At 42.1% G+C, this 17,980-nt stretch carries 13 protein-coding genes and 1 riboswitch; of the genes, 6 read left to right on the top strand and 7 right to left on the bottom strand.

Features of this window, described 5'->3' with window-relative positions; translation table 11 throughout:
* The first annotated feature begins 221 nt into the window (after nucleotides 1-221).
* From AAC978_RS04005 to AAC978_RS04015, 3 genes are all read left to right on the top strand, one after another.
* Nucleotides 222-1,787, top strand: coding sequence for an FAD-dependent oxidoreductase (locus tag AAC978_RS04005; RefSeq protein WP_341546720.1), 1,566 nt, complete (start codon nucleotides 222-224; stop codon nucleotides 1,785-1,787).
* 191 nt (nucleotides 1,788-1,978) lie between these two features.
* Complete coding sequence (locus AAC978_RS04010) at nucleotides 1,979-5,305, top strand: DEAD/DEAH box helicase (protein WP_341546721.1); 3,327 nt, start codon at nucleotides 1,979-1,981, stop codon at nucleotides 5,303-5,305.
* A gap of 20 nt (nucleotides 5,306-5,325) precedes the next feature.
* Nucleotides 5,326-5,868, top strand: a complete 543-nt coding sequence (locus AAC978_RS04015) for a hypothetical protein (RefSeq protein WP_341546722.1) — start codon at nucleotides 5,326-5,328, stop codon at nucleotides 5,866-5,868.
* Between the two features lie 91 nt (nucleotides 5,869-5,959).
* On the opposite strand, the gene AAC978_RS04020 is transcribed toward AAC978_RS04015, so the two are convergent.
* The 5 genes from AAC978_RS04020 to AAC978_RS04040 all read right to left on the bottom strand — a co-directional run bounded on the left by AAC978_RS04020 (nucleotide 5,960) and on the right by AAC978_RS04040 (nucleotide 13,964).
* Complete coding sequence (locus AAC978_RS04020) at nucleotides 5,960-6,127, bottom strand: hypothetical protein (RefSeq protein ID WP_341546723.1); 168 nt, start codon at nucleotides 6,125-6,127, stop codon at nucleotides 5,960-5,962.
* Between the two features lie 295 nt (nucleotides 6,128-6,422).
* Complete coding sequence (locus tag AAC978_RS04025; protein ID WP_341546724.1) at nucleotides 6,423-7,376, bottom strand: zinc-binding dehydrogenase; 954 nt, start codon at nucleotides 7,374-7,376, stop codon at nucleotides 6,423-6,425.
* 408 nt (nucleotides 7,377-7,784) lie between these two features.
* On the bottom strand, nucleotides 7,785-9,851 hold the full coding sequence (locus tag AAC978_RS04030) for a methyl-accepting chemotaxis protein (RefSeq protein WP_341546725.1): 2,067 nt from the start codon (nucleotides 9,849-9,851) through the stop codon (nucleotides 7,785-7,787).
* 188 nt (nucleotides 9,852-10,039) lie between these two features.
* Nucleotides 10,040-10,127: riboswitch (cyclic di-GMP riboswitch) on the bottom strand.
* Nucleotides 10,128-10,150: 23 nt separating this feature from the next.
* Entirely contained in the window at nucleotides 10,151-12,199 is a 2,049-nt protein-coding gene (locus AAC978_RS04035; RefSeq protein ID WP_341546726.1) for an alkaline phosphatase family protein, read from the bottom strand.
* Nucleotides 12,200-12,347: 148 nt separating this feature from the next.
* Complete coding sequence (locus AAC978_RS04040; RefSeq protein ID WP_341546727.1) at nucleotides 12,348-13,964, bottom strand: BCCT family transporter; 1,617 nt, start codon at nucleotides 13,962-13,964, stop codon at nucleotides 12,348-12,350.
* Nucleotides 13,965-14,360: 396 nt separating this feature from the next.
* Between AAC978_RS04040 and AAC978_RS04045 the strand changes: the two genes are divergently transcribed.
* From AAC978_RS04045 to AAC978_RS04055, 3 genes are all read left to right on the top strand, one after another.
* Nucleotides 14,361-15,275: a LysR family transcriptional regulator gene (locus AAC978_RS04045; RefSeq protein ID WP_341546728.1), complete on the top strand. Its 915-nt coding sequence runs from the start codon at nucleotides 14,361-14,363 to the stop codon at nucleotides 15,273-15,275.
* Nucleotides 15,276-15,442: 167 nt separating this feature from the next.
* Nucleotides 15,443-16,438 (top strand): DMT family transporter, encoded by a 996-nt coding sequence (locus AAC978_RS04050; RefSeq protein ID WP_341546729.1) that lies wholly within the window; start codon nucleotides 15,443-15,445, stop codon nucleotides 16,436-16,438.
* A gap of 11 nt (nucleotides 16,439-16,449) precedes the next feature.
* Nucleotides 16,450-16,731 (top strand): hypothetical protein, encoded by a 282-nt coding sequence (locus AAC978_RS04055; RefSeq protein WP_341546730.1) that lies wholly within the window; start codon nucleotides 16,450-16,452, stop codon nucleotides 16,729-16,731.
* 297 nt (nucleotides 16,732-17,028) lie between these two features.
* Here the strand turns inward: AAC978_RS04055 and eutM are convergent, their stop codons facing one another.
* Nucleotides 17,029-17,319 carry an ethanolamine utilization microcompartment protein EutM gene (gene eutM / locus AAC978_RS04060; protein ID WP_341546731.1) on the bottom strand — a complete coding sequence of 97 codons (291 nt, stop codon included), beginning with the start codon at nucleotides 17,317-17,319 and terminating at the stop codon, nucleotides 17,029-17,031.
* 19 nt (nucleotides 17,320-17,338) lie between these two features.
* A complete protein-coding gene (locus AAC978_RS04065) occupies nucleotides 17,339-17,980 on the bottom strand; it encodes a phosphate propanoyltransferase (RefSeq protein WP_341546938.1) in 642 nt (213 codons plus the stop codon).

A 17,980-nucleotide genomic window follows, 5' to 3' on the forward strand; every position in this document is an offset into this window, starting at 1 on the left:
GTTTCCTCCTGAATATCCTCATTATTTTATCAAGATCCATTCTTTTGGTCTATCACCTCTACATTATGAACAAAAAATACCAGAGCGATTAGTCGGCTCAGCCTTCGCCGGGATGTAACCTATCAACTGCTTGTAATATATTTCATTAAATTTTAATAAGAATAAACATGTACACATAAAACTATTTCAAAGTTTAAGGATCAAAGGAAAGGTGGATATCAATGAAGGAAGACCGAGAAAAAATGAACTTGGTGGAAAAAGGAACCAGCAGGAGAAACTTTATTAAACATGCTGCCGCTGGAGCATTAGGGGTAGCATCTCTTGGAGTACTGACTGCCTGCAATAGCAAGACAGCAACACCCCCAGCACCGCCTCCGGCACCCCCCAAAGACGAGATGGAGTGGAAAAAAGAAAGCGATGTGGTTATCGTTGGTGCGGGTGGTAGTGGATTAGTCGCTGCTATAGAAGCAATAACTGCCGGGGCAAAGGTACTTATATTAGAAAAAGCTGAAAAATCCGGTGGTACCACTGCCGTGTGTGGTGGCGTAATTCAAGCTTCCTCAACTGATTACCAAAAAGCAAATACACCCTTCAAAGACGATACCCCTGAGAAACACTTCAAGCTCTGGTTAAAAGCTGGCGAAGGAACAACTGACGAAAGTTTAGTGAAAGATTTAGCCTATGGAGCTCCTGATGATATTAAATGGTTAACAAATCTTGGGGTAAAATTCAAGAGTATTGTTGGACACTCTCATATTCCCTATATTGATGAGTCGCTATATGCAGATCGTCTGCATAATGTCGAAGGTGGCGGTAAAGCCTTAGCAGAGATCTTATTAAATGCGGCGGTGGCAAAGGGTGCTGTAATAGAATATCAAACAGAAGTAACTAAGCTTTTAACAAACGAGTCGGGCGAAGTAATAGGTGTCCTTGCCAAGCAAGGCGGCTCAGAAATAAACGTTAAGGCTAAAAAAGGTGTAATCTTAGCGAGTGGCGGCATTGACCAAAATGTCGAACTGGCCAAACAACTAAATCCCCAGCAATATTGGGCATTAACAACCCAGCAAACTCTCGTAGCAAAGACCAATACCGGTGATGGTATACGCATGGGTATGGAAGTCGGCGCCGCCGTATTTACAGGCGGAACCATAGATATCAGTCTAAGGACAAGGGCTGGATTATCCAATATCGCTCCCATGCTCCCGGCGTTTTATGTTAATAAAAAAGGTAGACGCTTCGTCTGCGAAGATACCACCTATGCCTTCAATTTCCGCGCCATCTTTCAACAGGAAAAAATGTTTGATAGTCCAACCTACACAATCTTTGGCAAGAGCAGTTTAACCGCACCAGGGGCTCCCTGGAATGACGAAAGCGTAAAGAAAGAAATTGAAGGCGGTTTTCTGGTCACGGCTGATACCATTGAAGAGCTTGCTAAGAAAATAGAAGTTGATCCGACTAATCTGGCTGCCACTTTAGCCACTTGGAATGCAGATATGAAAAATAAAAAGGATAACCAGTTTGACCGAAAAACTGGACTTGAACCGATTCAAGGACCCTTCTACGCTTATAAAAACACAACAAACAACTTGGGCTCTATCGGAGGACTAAAAATCAATGCACAAACCGAAGTCATCCATGTCAATGGAAAAACCATTCCCCGTTTATTTGCAGTTGGCATGAACTCCGCAGGATGGATTGGGCCCTTCTATCCTGGTTCTGGAACTGCGATTATGGGTTGTATACACTGGGGCCGTAAAGCGGGCACCAATGCTGCTAAGCTAAGCTAGGCTAAAGTAAGCTAAACAAATCTAGCCGTGACCTCCTAAACCTATCCAATTGAATAGGTTTAGGAGGTCCTTTTGATTAATCTAGATTGAAGTTCTCCGCAGCCTATTCTATATCTTTATTTGACTCGATGAAGAATGCTGGAGTATGCTATGCTAGTAGCACTTTGTTCGTTTTTTGGAGGAATCTATTCATGTCATTTATTCATATCACGGAACAAGAAATCCGCACCCTTGCTTCTAGTAAAAGGGTTTTTGATCAGGGTATAGCCTATGCATCTGACCAAAAGGTGAGTCATTTATCTCTCAATCCTGAGAAACAAATAATTTCAGCCGTCGTCATTGGCAATTGGCTTTATGATGTTTATATCAAGGTGCGCAACAACGGTTCCGTCTATTCTTATAATTGCACTTGTCCTGCATTTAATGAATACTCAGGAGCCTGTAAACACGTTGTTGCCACCCTTAAAGCGGCTCAGAGACAGATAGATGCGCCGGGCGATACTGGTTTGCGTCAGACAGTAGCTGATTTTGTGGCCTTATTTGCGAAACCTGAGCAAAAAAACACTCAAGAGCAGTTAAATCTCGAGCTCGAGCTAGAAGTCGTATGCAATCGGCAAATTTATGGTTACCTACAACTTAAGGTAGGGCTAAAACGTCTTTATGTGGTTAAGAATTTAGCAGAGTTCTTATCGGCAATCCACGACCGACGTGCACTGGAATTCGGAATGAAATTCACCTATGATCCTCATCAACATTTCTTCAGTGAGGAGGATCAGCAAATAATTGATATGCTTCATGAGATGCTCAAGCAATATGAAGCTGTCAATAATCTTCGCAGTATTTACCCTTCTTCCTACACTTCCCCTTTCTGCCAAAAACCTTTCATCTTAAGCAAATATTACTTGGGGGTATTTCTTGATGCCTTGGGTGATAAGGGTTTTACCTTGACACTTACTTCTTCCCATGAAAACATTAATTGTCATCCCTACTCTGTCCAAATCGCCCGCCGAGACATCCCCTTGGATTTTGCGGTCCAGTCAAAAGAGCGCGATCTTGCTCTGGCCTTAAAAAGCAAACTGCCTCTGCAGCTTACCGATGATGGACGCTATTATATTTATGAAAAGATGCTTTACCAGGTATCTCCCGAACAAAAGGCGTTCCTTCCAAACTTCATTAAAACCCTGTCCGGTAAATCTCATCTGACCCTCACCTTTCCCGCGAATCAGAAAGATCATTTTGCTTCGGAAGCCATACCGCTCATGGAAAAGCTGGGATCTGTCTCTATCGAACCTGAGCTCGCTGAGCAATTTGTCCGGGAAGAGCTTCGTCCACAGATTTTCTTCGATAGGATCGGCGAAAACGGTATCCGTGCTCGTCTGGAATTCCATTACGGAGACCATATGGTCAATCCCTTCGCTTCGCAAAAAAATCTCAAACTGGCGGAAGGGGCTCATTCACAAATTCTCATCCGCGACATTGAACGGGAGAGGAAAATCTTAGGAATCTTCGAGCATGCGGAGTTTACCGTTTCCCAAGGCACCATCAGTTTGGAAGATGATGAGAAGATTTTCGACTTTATCATGGAGTGGCTGCCCCAATTACAAGAATTGGTCGAGGCCTTCTATTCCGAAGACTTTAAGCTCAAAATCAGGACCTCGACCAGCTTCTCTGGTCGGGTACGTTTAGATGAATCCTTAGACCTACTGGAAATATCCTTTCAGTATAGCGATATTGATCAGGGTGAATTGGCGCAAATCTTTCAGTCCTTACATTTGAAGAGAAAATATTACCGCCTGCGGGACGGATCTTTTCTCGATCTAAAGCAGCCTGAGCTGGAATCTATGGCCCAGCTACTCGATTATCTAAACCTCAAGGAAGATGATCTCACGGGTGAGACTCTCCAGTTACCCAAATTCAGAGCTATGTATATCGATAGTTTTCTTCGTCAAGCCAACTTACCCGGGATTCATCGCAATCGAGCTTTTAAGCAGCTCGTCCAAAGCATCCTCGAACCACAGGACGGAGAATATGATCCCCCCACTTCACTTATGAATGTGCTACGAGATTATCAAAAGACGGGGTTCCGCTGGCTTAAGACCTTGGCTTCTTATGGTCTTGGCGGTATCCTAGCGGATGATATGGGCTTAGGCAAGACCTTGCAGGTCCTCGCTTTTATCTTAGCAGAGAAGGATAAATCCTCTGCTACTGCTGTAGATGTTGATACTATCTCCCCAGCCCTTGTCATCGCGCCAACCTCTCTGACCTACAACTGGCAGGCGGAAGCAGAAAAATTCACTCCCGACTTAAAAATATTGGTAATCGATGGTACACCGCAGGAACGTCAGGAACAGTTCAAAACCATAGATCAAGCTGATTTGGTGATTACCTCCTATGCGTTATTAAGGCGAGACATCGAGCATTTCTCCGAATTTACTTTTTCTTATTGTTTCTTGGATGAAGCTCAAAACATCAAGAATCCTCAGACCCTTAATGCCAAGTCTGTGCAAAGAATTAAAGCTAAAAGCTACTTTGCCTTAACCGGAACACCCATTGAAAATTCACTTGCGGAGCTCTGGTCCTTGTTTAACTTTATCATGCCCGGCTACCTGCTCTCCAGCCAAGAATTTCAGCGCAAATACACCCTACCCATTCTTAAAGGGGAAGACCCTCAAGCTCTTCAAGAATTAAGTCGTCACATCAAACCCTTTATTTTGCGCCGACTTAAAAAGGAAGTTTTAAAAGAACTTCCACCCAAAATAGAGACAGAGATCAAAGCATCCTTAACTGACGAGCAACAGAAAATCTATCTTGCCTATCTGCAGCAAACCAAACGTCAAATCGCTCAAGATTTGGCCACCTCTGGATTTGCCAAGAGCCAGATTAAAATTCTGGCCGCTTTAACTCGACTGCGCCAGATCTGTTCCCATCCGGCGATGTTTATCGAAAACTATAGCGGAGAAAGCGGAAAAATGCTGCTCTTCCAGGAGATTCTAGCCGATACCTTAGGCAGTGGCCACCGAGTACTAGTCTTCTCGCAGTTCACTTCCATGCTAGATATTATTCGTGACTATTTAAGCTCTGAAAACATTGAATTTTTCTATCTCAATGGTTCTACAGAAGCCTTTGCCCGAACCCAAATGGCAGCTTCCTTCAATAATGGCCAAGGCCAAGTTTTTCTGATTTCTTTAAAAGCCGGCGGGACAGGTCTAAACCTAATTGGCGCTGATACAGTGATCCACTTTGACCCTTGGTGGAATCCGGCTGTTGAGGATCAAGCTACAGACCGAGCTCATCGCATCGGCCAAAACAGTTCTGTCCAAGTTATTAAGCTTCTTACCCAAGGGACTATTGAAGAAAAGGTCAATGCCATGCAAGCCAAAAAGAAAAAACTTATTGATGCCGTTATTCAGCCTGGTGAGACCATGCTATCAAAGCTGACTGAGCAGGAGTTGAGAGATCTTTTTGATTTGCCTCAAGAACAGATAGACGCTCCTTGGGATGGCACCCCCACAAATTAAGCAACGGAAGAAGGATCTCCATGCTGAAGAGACCGGTGATCGAAAGTAAATACGTCGATAAAATCCGCGAAATACATTATCGCGGAAATCGTGACGACCTAACAGAGGAACAAGCAAGTGCTTCCCTTTCAAAGGGGCACGAGAAGCTAGATAGTGATAAGATAGAAAATGATGAGTTAGGTAATGATGAGCTTAGTAATAATGTGCTTAATAACGGACATATATTTCAAATAGTACCCACTTATATAGATAAACCCATTGGAGCTGACTCAATTGAGGCCGAGTTCATTGGATCTATTTCTAATGAAGTTGATTCTAGTGAAGATAACAAGTTTGAAGTTATCGGCTGGATCAATTGGACTAAGGAAGTTCCTTATGATTTTCTTCTTCGCCAGATCCAGACCGACAAGCATTTCGTAGCTATCCTTAAAGGACGCACCGATGGCTGGCCACTTTTTGCCATCCAAGACGGAAAACCCACCTGCTCACGATCAAGAATGGGTTCGGATTGGAACTGTCGGATGTGTGTAAAGTATTTTGGTATTACCTGTAAAGGTAGGTAAGTATCACTTGCATCTATGTAAAACCCGCTTAATTGCTAGCTTTAAAAGCTAGAATCAAGCGGGTTTTCGATCATTCAAATGTTCCAAAGCATTATTTTTTCACTTTACAATTACATTCTAAATACGCTTTAAATTGCCCATCTGCTGCTTTAGCCCTTTCAACAGGATCATTCCACTGAAGAGATTCATTATTATTTGCTTTAGAAACCGGGAAGGTTGGCGCTAAACCTTTGAAGCAACACCATCTTCCTTTTAACATAATTATCACTTCCTTTTTACATATTTCAATCTGTTTTGTGAAATATAAATTTATCTCTGACAGATCTTTATATGTGAATGTCCCCACAATTACATTATAAAGCAGTTTGCATCAAATCCCAAACGAGATAATCGAGGATATACACTTATTTTCTCAATTTATATGCCAAAACATTTGTTTATCTCCTGCTTTAATAATAATTGAATTAATAGCAAAACCTCCTTGACCTATTCCCAAGGCCTAAGAGGTTTCGCTAAGGTATAGTATTATTTTTAGGGGAAATTTGCAAGAAAAACTAATCGAGTAAAGCGACTAACCGTCCTTTGACTTCGCCACGCTTGAGGCGATCAAGGCCATCTTTTATTTCATCAAATGTGATTGTACTAAGCTGTAGGTTGAGCTTACCGGTGGCGAAGAAATCATAGACCTCCTTGATATCTTCAGTGTCGCCACCATTGCTACCTAATACTTGGGCTTGTTTAAGGATCAAGGTGTAGGTACTAATTGTCGCTTCAAGCTTACCCATACCGACCACGACAACCCGTCCAAATTTAGCCACAGCTTCAAGGGCCTGAGCTGTGGTACTACCAAATCCGGCATAGTCAACGATGAGTTCACAGCCAACTTGAGCCAGATCCGCAGCATTTTCATAAACTTCTTTAATACCAAGTTCCTTACCGAGTTCGCGTGCTTGTGGATTTATTTCAGCCGCATAAACCTTACAGCCTCTTAGAACAGCCATACGTGCCGCAAATTGACCTAATCCGCCGATCCCGATAACGCCGACCTTCATACCTTTCTTGGCACCGCCGATCCTGAACATGGCATGATAGGAAGTCATTCCTGCATCTGTAGCCGCTGCCCCTTGCTCAAAGCTAACATTATCCGGGATATGAACCAAGCATTCAGCAGGAACCAAGCACTTGGTAGCGTAGCCCCCATCGCGTTGATAGCCGATCGCTTCCCCGGTGCTTTTCGCAATAGGACAAACGCCGACTCGATCCCCTACTTTAAATCCGGTTACCCCTTCGCCGACCTCAGTGATGACGCCGGCACACTCATGACCCATATATACTGGAGCAGCAGTAATCAGATTCATCCAGCCCGGATCTTCTAGGGCAGCCACATCGGAGTGACATAATCCAGTGGCTTTAACATCGATGATGACTTCTCCGGGCACGACTACCGGATCTGGTTTTTCAACCATCTTTAATGGAACGTGCGTTTCTGTAAATACCCAACCTCTCATACATAGCACCCCTTTCTCTGCTTCACATTTGTAATAAAGTGAATTTTCTATTATTTTAATATTTGTAATAATGGTAGCACTGAAGTCTTTTTGTGTCAATGAAACTACTTAATAAAGATAATATTTACTTTCTTTAAGTAAAACCTTATAGTCATTACTACCTAGTTTCTAGAAATTATAATCCGCTGTAACTCAAAATGACACCAACCATAATTAAATGATTGGTGTCAAGCTCTTTGGCTACTCCACGGATTATTCTCCTAAATTGTTCTGCTTTTCCGATTGCTTAGCATTCTTTTTGGTTTTCTTACTTTTATCAGACATACTGATCCCCTCCATTTGAGTTTACGATCAGTATACCTAAAAAAGCGTTCATTCATTCATAGAATTATGGAGTTAGTTACTAAATCACACTTTGAATCTCGTAATTTCCGCTTCTAACCTATTCGCACTATCTCTTGTCTTCAGAGTCTGCTCTTTAACCTCGTTAGCTTTGAGATTGACCTCAGTTGCTCGATTTGCGATATCTGAGGTTCCACTTGCTCCTTCATTGGCCGCTTGAGCTACCCCATTGATTGCATAAGTTAGGTTTTGAATAGATACCAGAAGTTGTTCAGACGTGTCGTCAAAGTCGCTGACGAGCTTATCAACGAAAATCGCATCTTCACTGTATTTGTCTGCCACTTCTAACATAACGTCATAATCATTATTTACATCAACAGACACAAAGGTCAATAAACTGTTAGAACTCTGCGAGAGATTATCCACTGCGGCTGTTACCTTTGTGGTAACCTCCTGTATCTGCATTACAGCTCCTCTTGATTGTTCGGCTAGCTTTCTTATTTCATCCGAAACAACTGAGAATCCTCTCCCTGCCTCCCCGGCCCTTGCCGCTTCAATAGCCGCATTTAAGGCAAGCAAATTGGTTTGTTCGGTAATCTGCATAATGGCTTCTGACAATAAATTGATTTGACTGACCACTTTAGATTCAATAATCGCCTGTTCCAGTTTCTCTTGAGTGTCCATGAATATATCCGTTGCTTTCTTGCGGGCAGCCGTCACATTTCTCTTTGTGTCTTCCGCTCTAATGGTAATCTCCCTTGCCGAAGATGCTCCTTGTTGAGATTTTTCAGCGATTAACTGAACCGCTTTTTCGATTTCTTGAGTCGTAGCAGACATTTCTTCAGATGCAGCAGAAGTTTCTTCCATACTAGCAGCTACTTCTTCAGTTGTAGCTGAAATTTCTTCTAGACTCGTGCTTAAAACTATTACGTTATTCATGACATCATTTACTTTTTCCTCGATCTCCAAAGATTCATGCTTAATACTATTAACCAATTTCTTTATTGAGTTTTTCATGTCATTGATAGCGTTCGCAATTGATCCTACTTCATCTTTTCTAGCTAGGAATCTAGGATCAACCTCTTGTGAGAAGTCCCCGCCAGCGATAACCTCCAAATACTGCGTAGATTTAATGATAGGAGTCGTTATTTTCTTTGTCGATATTGTGATCAAGAGAATTGTTAATAATAGCATGATGGCTGAAACAATTAGGACCATAAGGGATATGCTCCTTGCGCCCTCGGTTAACTCATTATCAGAAATGAAGGAGGCTAAAATCCAGTCGGTTCCTGAAACTTGATGAGGATTAACTATGTATTTCTCTCCCTCTATGGTTACTTCAAAGGGAACTAAATCCTCCGATATTAGTTTCTCTATGCCTGTCATATTGATTTCTTCTAGTTTTTTAAAATTATTCTCTGGGTTATTCCCATCTGCTAACACGATTCCTGTCTTGTGGACAATCATCGAAAAACCAGTCTCGCCGGTTTTCATGGAGTTCAACATATCACTGATCACGGACTGCTCCACATCGATTCCGATCGTACCCACCAATTTTCCATTCTTATCCACAAAGGATCTTACATTACTCGTTATCATCGTTTTAGAGATACCGTCAATGTATGGCGCCGTCCTCACAATGGAGCCATTTCCGCTTTTGCCCGAGGTATACCAGCCCTTCTCAGGTGGAAAGAAATTCATGCTTGGTACGTTGGTTTCCGGCCATTGGAGGTATGCACCATTTTCAGTGCCAAAATATACATACATTGTGCCCGGATGGCTTGAGGCATAGTGATCAAACATCTCGTATATTTCTTGCTCGACTCCTCCATTCTTAGAGGGGGTCATCGGGATCTCTTCAGTGGTATTAACATAGGATGTAATACCGCTGTTTGCAGCTTCCATAACCAACGGATTGGTAGCCATCATGTTGATGTTCTTATCAATCTGATCGTAAAAAATTCCAATCGAATTCTCTGCCACTTTCATTTGCTCACTAGAGTTGTTAAAATAATCCGTTCTCGCTTGCTGAGTGATCTTATAACTTGAGATGCCGCCGACAGTTGCTAAGGCAATTAAAATGATTACGACCGAAATCACCAAAAATTGAGTTTGAATACTCTTAAATTTCATCCAGCAATCCCCTTCCGTCTTAGAATTAGGTCAAACTTCCAGCAATTTTACGGCTCCAACCATAAACGAAGATTTTGTCTGGCCGCTCATAAGTCACTTTGTTTCATAAATGGAGATGAGATAATTAAAATTGCGTTTTCTAAAAAAACAGAAAAAGTAGCCGGAATTCGGCTACTTTTTAAGCTACTTATAGCAACCAGGCTGTCATGTTCATAAATGAATTTAGACCCTATAGCTTTGCGTCACGCTCTTTCGAGCGCTTTGCCAAATACTTCATTATTAGTTAACCTATTTATTTGTTAAACTTCTTCCGAAAAGATCTGATAAATGGGTGCCCCTTCACATTGTGCAGGATACCTTAAGCCGAGTAGTACTGACACAGAGGGTGCAACGTCAACTTGACGAATCGTCCGATCGGTTGTGAACCCAGACTTAACTCCGGCACCGGCTGCTACAAATATCGGGGAAACAGAGGTTTCGAAGTATCCTTCTGAGGTGGAAATGCTATCTCCGTGCAATCTGTTGTAGCCTTCTTCAACTGAGAAGAAAATGTCGCCACATTCAGGTCCATTAGCACCGATTAACACGGCGTCTTTGTTGCGGAGGCAGATACCGATCACACGTTTACCTGTCCGATCATCTCTGTAGTTATACAAATCCGAAATGATTTGTTCTTCTAAATCGTATTTATCTTTCGGATCGACGATACCTGTTTTGTCGCGTCCCTTAAGGTTAATGTAGATGTAATTACTACGGATTTGAACGGCGCGTGTCTTTTCCCAATCAACTTCTCTGATGGAATTGCCATTTTCATCTTTTTTCATAACTGTATAGCCTAGTGCTTCCATGACCTTTGTATTGAGACCACCATATTCCCCGATGATTGGAGGTACGTTTTCCCCTACAATAAGGCCATGGTCACTTAAGATTAAGACGGTAAAATCTTCATCGAGTAAGTGCAGGAATTCGCCAAGATATTTGTCGGTTTGGATATAGAACTGCTCAATGAACCCTTGATAGGTTTTTTCATCTGTATAGTCCCAGGGTTGCAAAGTCTTGCCAAGATGCCATAGCTGATGGCCTGCGCAATCGATATTGTGAAGATGTGAGAAAACGACTTCGTACCCTTGTTCCTTGATGCAGTAATTCAGACAATCAGCTTGCCATTGGTTGTAAAGGTCCCAAGATGGCTCAAAGATTTCACCAACTAATTCTGCATCTTCCCCGCCAATTAAGCTGACCGGTGGAACGTTTCCAACATTTTCTACGATATCTTTATAGAGTGATTTCTGATGCCACAATTGGTCATTCTCGATATCAAGAGCGTTACTAATCCAAAGTCTGACTTTGTTACCCGCTGGATCAAGTTCGAGGATCTTCATCGAACGGCAAGCAGGTTTTGTCACTTCTTTCTTAGTCACATCATCAATGATTCCAGTTACCATCTTATTTCGTTCTAAAATAGCAAGTGGCGCTTCTGCCTTCTTGTTCTTATAAATAGCCACCCGATCATATTCGCCCGCTTCATTTTTAAGAATTAAGGCAGGACGTCTCATAACACCACCAGAAGTTAAAACCGTAAATTCTTTAGCGCCCTCTGGAGCATTAGCCCAACCTTTTGCTTCTACAAGAGGAGAGTTCACAATATCATAGGCGACCTTACTGCCGATGACAACTTCTGTATCTTCATCATCCATAACATAGGTGCGAATTTCTCCCCCTTGGCGAGCTGTATCGCCCCACCAAAGTTCCATCATTTCGTCATCAACATCAGCGTCTAAAGAATCTTCCAAATCGGTAATGATACAACCTACACCTGCGGGTTTATCCACGCGTGGTGCATAGCGTACTTCTTGAATCTCAGGTGATGCCACGATAACTTTTTCCCAGTCAAGTTGCGCAACACCCATGTTGACGGAACCTGGCTGTGTACCATCGACTACGCTAAGATTCTCACTATGTGAGGTCGGAGGCCAAGAGCTCCCGGGCCAGTGCCATACAAGAGTCTTGAGACCGGCCTCAGAAGTAATATTCCAAATTTGTTCTGCGGTACAATTACGAGAATCCATATTGTAAACTACCGCATCGAGACTTTCTGGTGATTGTCTCCAATAGCAAGTGATGCCATGGGTTCCAGGATACGCACCGGTAGCCAAGGTTGTCCAGCAGGGTGGGGTAATAGTCGGGATTGCTCCGAGTAGATGCAAATCTTCTCTAGCTGACCCACGTTCAATAAATTTTTGTAGATTAGGCATTTTCCCCTCAGCCAAGAACTTTTTGCTAATTCTTGGATCCATTCCATCAACACCTAATACAACTAACTTGTTGGTTAGTGCTGTTCTTTTCAAAATACTCATCTCCTCTTCTGCATTACAATTAAGTTATAAAAATCCTCCACTTTAAAAAGGGGGGAATTTTTTTCTCTAACAAAGCTTCCCTTCTATCTCCTTGCTAGTGAACGCATTATTGTTCACTAGCAAGGGAGAAGGTACATCATTACATGTTGGTTGTGTTTGAAGTCCCGTCCACTTTGACAGGGATCGACTCTAAGTTCTCGTTATCAAACTTGGTAGTTGTGAGAGCTTTATCATACCCAAAATCCTCACGTAACCACTTCACTGTAGAAACAGCAAGAATAACCATCAGGAATAACACGGGAACAGCCGTTAAGACTGAAGATAACTGAACGACCTGCATCCCACCAACAAGGAGTAGAGCCACAGTAGCTACAAAGAGTACTCCTGCCCAGGTAAGACGAATCCATTTTGGAGGTTCAACGCCGTCTTTTACTTCAGAGCAAGCCATATTCGCCATGGTAAAGGAAGCTGCGTCTACTCCTGTCGCTTGGGAGATTGCCATTACGAAGATAAAGAAAGGGATAACAACTTTAGCAAAAGGCAATGAGTTGAGGAACCAAGAAATTACGGCTGGCCCGCCTTCATTGGCCAGTATGTCAGCAATTTGTGCTCCATGGTTCATGATTGCATCAACTTGGTAACTACCGAAAACGAGATAGAATAACATACATCCTCCGGTAGCGGTACAGACCATGTTAACAATCAGGGAACGAATCGTACGGCCTTTGGAAATCCGAGCTGCAAAAAGGCCAACGTATACTGCCCAAGCCAGCCACCATGCCCAGTAGAAGACTGTCCAGTCTTGTGGGAAACCTGATTTGCTAATGGGATCGGTATATAAGCTCATGCGCAGGAAATTATCAAAGAGCGCACCCATATTATCAGCAAATAAAGAGAACATGAAGGTTGTTGGTCCAACAATTACGACAAAACCTAAAATAATAAAAGTTAAATACATGTTCATATCAGAAAGTTTGGCGATACCGCCTTTTAAGCCGTTGTAGCAGCTCCAAGTATAAATACAGGAGAAAAGTACACATACAATCAACTTAAACTGGATGTTATCTGCAATTCCGAAATAATCGGCAGAAATCTTCGATAACATTGGAATAACAAAGCCGAGTGAGGTGGCCATTCCACCGACCATCCCAACAATGACAATCGCGTCAATGAGTTTCCCAACCCATCCATCCGCAGCTTTTCCAATTACACCACGGCAGGCGTAACTAGGATAGAGATAAGGTTTTTTTCTAACATAATACAAGTAGGCGAAGGCAACGGCTGGAACTGCGAAGGTCGCCCATGCGCTAAAACCCCAGTGAAAAATTCCATAAGCCAAGGAAAATTGTGCAGCTGCTGGTGAAAAGGCTTCAAGTCCAAACGGAGGAGCCTTAAGATACCAGATGGGCTCGATCAATGCCCAGTAGACAAGACCGGCGCCTGACCCGCCACAGAACATCATGGCGACCCATGTAAACGTTGAAAATTCAGGTTTATCATCAGGACCACCGAGCTTTACATTACCATAGCGTCCGGCTGCTAACCATATTACAAACACAAGACATGCTAAAATAATTAATTCAAAAAACCAGTCGGTACTGTACGTTATGAAGTGCATTGCCTTTTGAACAGGAACTTGAGCCGCTTCTTGGAAAATCATCATTGGAACATAGAAAACGATACAGGCTATGATAGAAATCCAAAAGACAGGTTTGTTTACTTTAGCGTAAATAGGTTTTTCTTTACCATTGGCCACTAAAATTTCCCCCTAAGCATTCAATTTTTGCTTCTTAAATCTAGCTTGATAATTTGCATGATTAAGTAGAAAGTTTTTTAAGACATGGTTAATACCCATATTCACAAATATTACCACGTATACTCTTCTTACTAGATCAGGAAATACTAACCTTCCCTCCTTGCTCCTGATAATTTGATTTCGTTTTAGGTTTTGCTCTTGTACTTACAAGCGCATTATAATCAATATCTAATTTTCTGTAAAATACTTACTGATTATGCCCCGTATAGCTAAAAAGTATCAAGGATTAGGATAAACTGTCAGTTGTTATTCAATTCACAAAAAAGTATAATATATTTGAGGACTTATTTCTTTAATAACTGCTTCAGGAATAAAGATCAAGGATGGTTGGTGGATATGCGTCTTGAACAACTAGTCTATTTAGTAGCGATCAATGAATCCATGTCGATTTCACTTGCAGCCGAGCGTACTCATATTTCGCAACCGGCTCTTAGTTCTGCGATAAAAAAACTTGAAGATGAGCTTAATGTAGTGCTATTAAAAAGGACAAACTCTGGTACCCACCTTACCGAAATTGGGGAGCTTATCACTCTTAAAGCCAAAGAAATTCTAAACTGTATTGATGAGATCAATGAGATTGCCCACGGAAGCTCGATCCAGCTTAATGGAAATATTTCTATAGCCGTGGATTTCAGTGTCAATTTTGCCATCATGCCTGAGATATTGACAAGCTTCAAGAATAATCATCCTAAGGTTAATGCCTTACTAAAGGTTGGAGAGTCCAATAATATCTTACGAGATGTAGAAACCGGCAAAGCCGATTTCGGCATTATGCTGGATACTGAGGCCTTCCGGAAATCAAAGGATATTAACTATAAGGAATTGTTTTCTGATGAGCTCGTCATGATTGCCGGGATCAACCGCAATATAGCTGTGGAGTCCTCCACCATGACTTTAGCAAAGGCGCTGAGCATGCCTATCCTCTTATACAATACAGAATACATTACAGATTGTGGGATATCTAGCCTTTTGCAAAGATACGGAAATATTAACGTTTCCTATCGAGTTGATAACTTGGAAATGATGGAGAAAATCCTGAATCAAGGTGATATCATTACTTTTGTGCCCAAATTTATGGCGGATGAGTTTATGAAAACAAGCAAAATCAAGATGATTTCTTTAGAAGACGCGAGGTTGGATCTTTCGATCTTCCTAGTCTGGTTAAATCGTCATCACCTAACTATGGTTGAAAAGGAATTCATCAAGATTATAAAAGAAACATGTTGCAAACGATCATATATAGAAATATAAATGCTTTTCCCGAGATGACACTAGTTATCTCGTTTTTTTATGTGCATCTTTATAATCAACTAATAATTATAGGGGGCATATTTTATTGATATTTTACATTCCACTCCCGAATGTGCAAAATAGTACTATAAGACTATCTTTTATCGTAGCAATCAAAGGAGTATGAGATGGACCAGAATACACAGGCTCTTTTACAAAAGAGGGATTTAACCTTTGCTAAAAGGGGTATTGGTAGTGGATTGCTTGCCGGTGCAGCTTGGGGACTAGACGGAGTGTTAATGGGGATGGTTTTTGCCTTAGCACCTTTCACTAATAATGTGAGTTTATTCGCAGCCCCCTTAGTTGGCGCTTGCCTACACGATGGTTTTGCTGCTCTATGGATATTCATTTATAATGTAATTCAAGGTAAATGGCGCGATTATCGGCGCAGTTTAAGGACTAGACCAGGAAAGATCATTATCTTAGCAGCTATGGCTGGTGGCCCTTTAGCTATGTCCTGTAATATGCTAGCTATCAATTTTTCCGGTGCCTCCTATACCGCCGCAATCACAGCAACCTATCCTGCCATAGGTGCTATATTGGGAGCAATTTTTCTTAAAGAAAAGATATCTACTCGTGTCTGGGCTGGTATAGCTTTAGCAATTATTGGCTCATTTGTTGTGGGCATGACCCCACCAGAAGGTATTGGTCGTCCCTACTTTTATTTGGGCATTGGTTTTGCGGCAATTGCTGCCGTCGGTTGGGCAGTAGAAGGCGTAATTTCGACCTATGGTATGGACTTAATCGATTCAGATATTGCGATCGGCATCCGGGAAGCGACTAATTTATTTCTTTACCTTATAGTGGTACTCCCTTTGACAGGAGGAATTGCCTATAAAATTCTTCTTGATAGTCTCCTCTCACCCTCCGGATGGTATATTGCTCTTATTGCTCTTATTGGCGGAACTTGCGTTTTAACCTGGTATCGAGCGATGAATATGACTGGAGTTAGCAGAGCAATGGGGCTAAATGTGACTTACGCCTCCTGGGCTGTATTTTTCGGGTGGTTATTAAATAATCTGCAAATAACAACCAACCTCATCATCGGAGTTGTCCTGATTTCCATTGGCACAATTCTCACAATTGGTAATCCTCGAGATTTAGTTAATTTAAGAAGTCGATAAGGAGGTTCGGAATGTTCCAGATGCCTGTAAAATTCCGAGTAGCTCAGATTATATTCCATAATGAAGGGGTATCAAATCAAGCTATTTATGAAATGCTCAAAAAGGAGTATCCCCTTGATCGAAACGTTAATGAAAAAGGCGTGGAAGCTAACCTCCTATCTTTAAAGGCTGTTGGCATTATTCAGCCAATGGATGCTAAAATTGACGAGAAGGGTAACCTTATTCAGTATTATCAAATCACTCAATATGGTTCCAATCGAATGAATCACCTAAACATTAACTATTCGACGTGATACCACTTCTCTATCTATTATTCGACATCATTCAATTCGACATTTTCCCACATATTCCTTGTGCACCCCTATGAAAAGATGGTCAAATCTCTTGGGAGATTTGACCATCTTTAATTCACTCCATAGACAAACACGATAAACCTATCAAATCACTTCACATAGCGAACATGGCAAACAGGGCTATAGCCTATGGCCATAACCCTATTTCCATTGTTCTATTGATCTATATTGCCATGGCACTGAGGGTAGAGGACTTTTTATAAGTATTAGCCTCCTACCCTACCACCTGCCGAATGATTACTGTACTTCTGTTTTAACTGGGAGGATCATTTCTACATCACTATGTGGACGAGGAATGACATGGACCGAGATCAGTTCTCCGACTCGTTGAGCAGCTGCAGCCCCAGCATCAGTAGCTGCTTTTACAGCTCCGACGTCTCCTCTTACCATAACAGTTACCAACCCACCACCGACAAATTCGCGGCCAATCAAATACACGTTAGCTGCTTTGACCATAGCATCTGCTGCTTCAATAGCTCCTACAAGACCTTTGGTTTCGATTAATCCTAAAGCTTCTGTTTTACTCATTTTAATTTCCTCCTAAAATTCACTTTATTATTGTTATTTTTGATGTGGATACGAGATTCATCGCATTGGCTTCATCCGTATCGATATGGCATTCAAGACTCGAGGTGTTGTTGGCTCTAATGGCCACATTAGTATAGGTTCCTCCGCGAAGTCCACTAATCTGTATGGTTACCTGCTCTCCATCGGTTACACCAAGGCATCGAGCGTCCTCTAAGGACATATGAATATGTCGTTGAGCTATGATGAGACCTTTGGATAGAAGAACGCTACCTTTGGGGCCAATGATCGTGATTCCTGGAGTTCCTCCCAGCTCACCAGACAGTCTCACCGGGGTGTTTACACCTAGTTTAAAGCTATCAGTCTGAAGGATCTCAATTTGTGACTCTTTTCGCACTGGGCCGAGGATGCGAACCTTTTCGATCGCACCTTTTGGTCCGCAGACCGTCACTGTTTCCTTGCAGGCATATTGCCCAGGTTGGGATAGGTCCTTAATTTTCGTTAATTGGTATCCCACCCCAAACAAGGTGTCTAAATCCGTTTGGGAAAGATGAATGTGCCGGTTTGAAATTCCCACCGGTATCGAGTTGTCGTTCTGCTTAAGCTCTCCCCCTTCTTTAATCACTTCCATGAGCAGGTCTACTAAAGCGTCATACTTACCCAC

This window comes from Desulfitobacterium sp. THU1 (genome assembly GCF_038181555.1).
Taxonomy (GTDB): Bacteria; Bacillota; Desulfitobacteriia; order Desulfitobacteriales; family Desulfitobacteriaceae; genus Desulfitobacterium.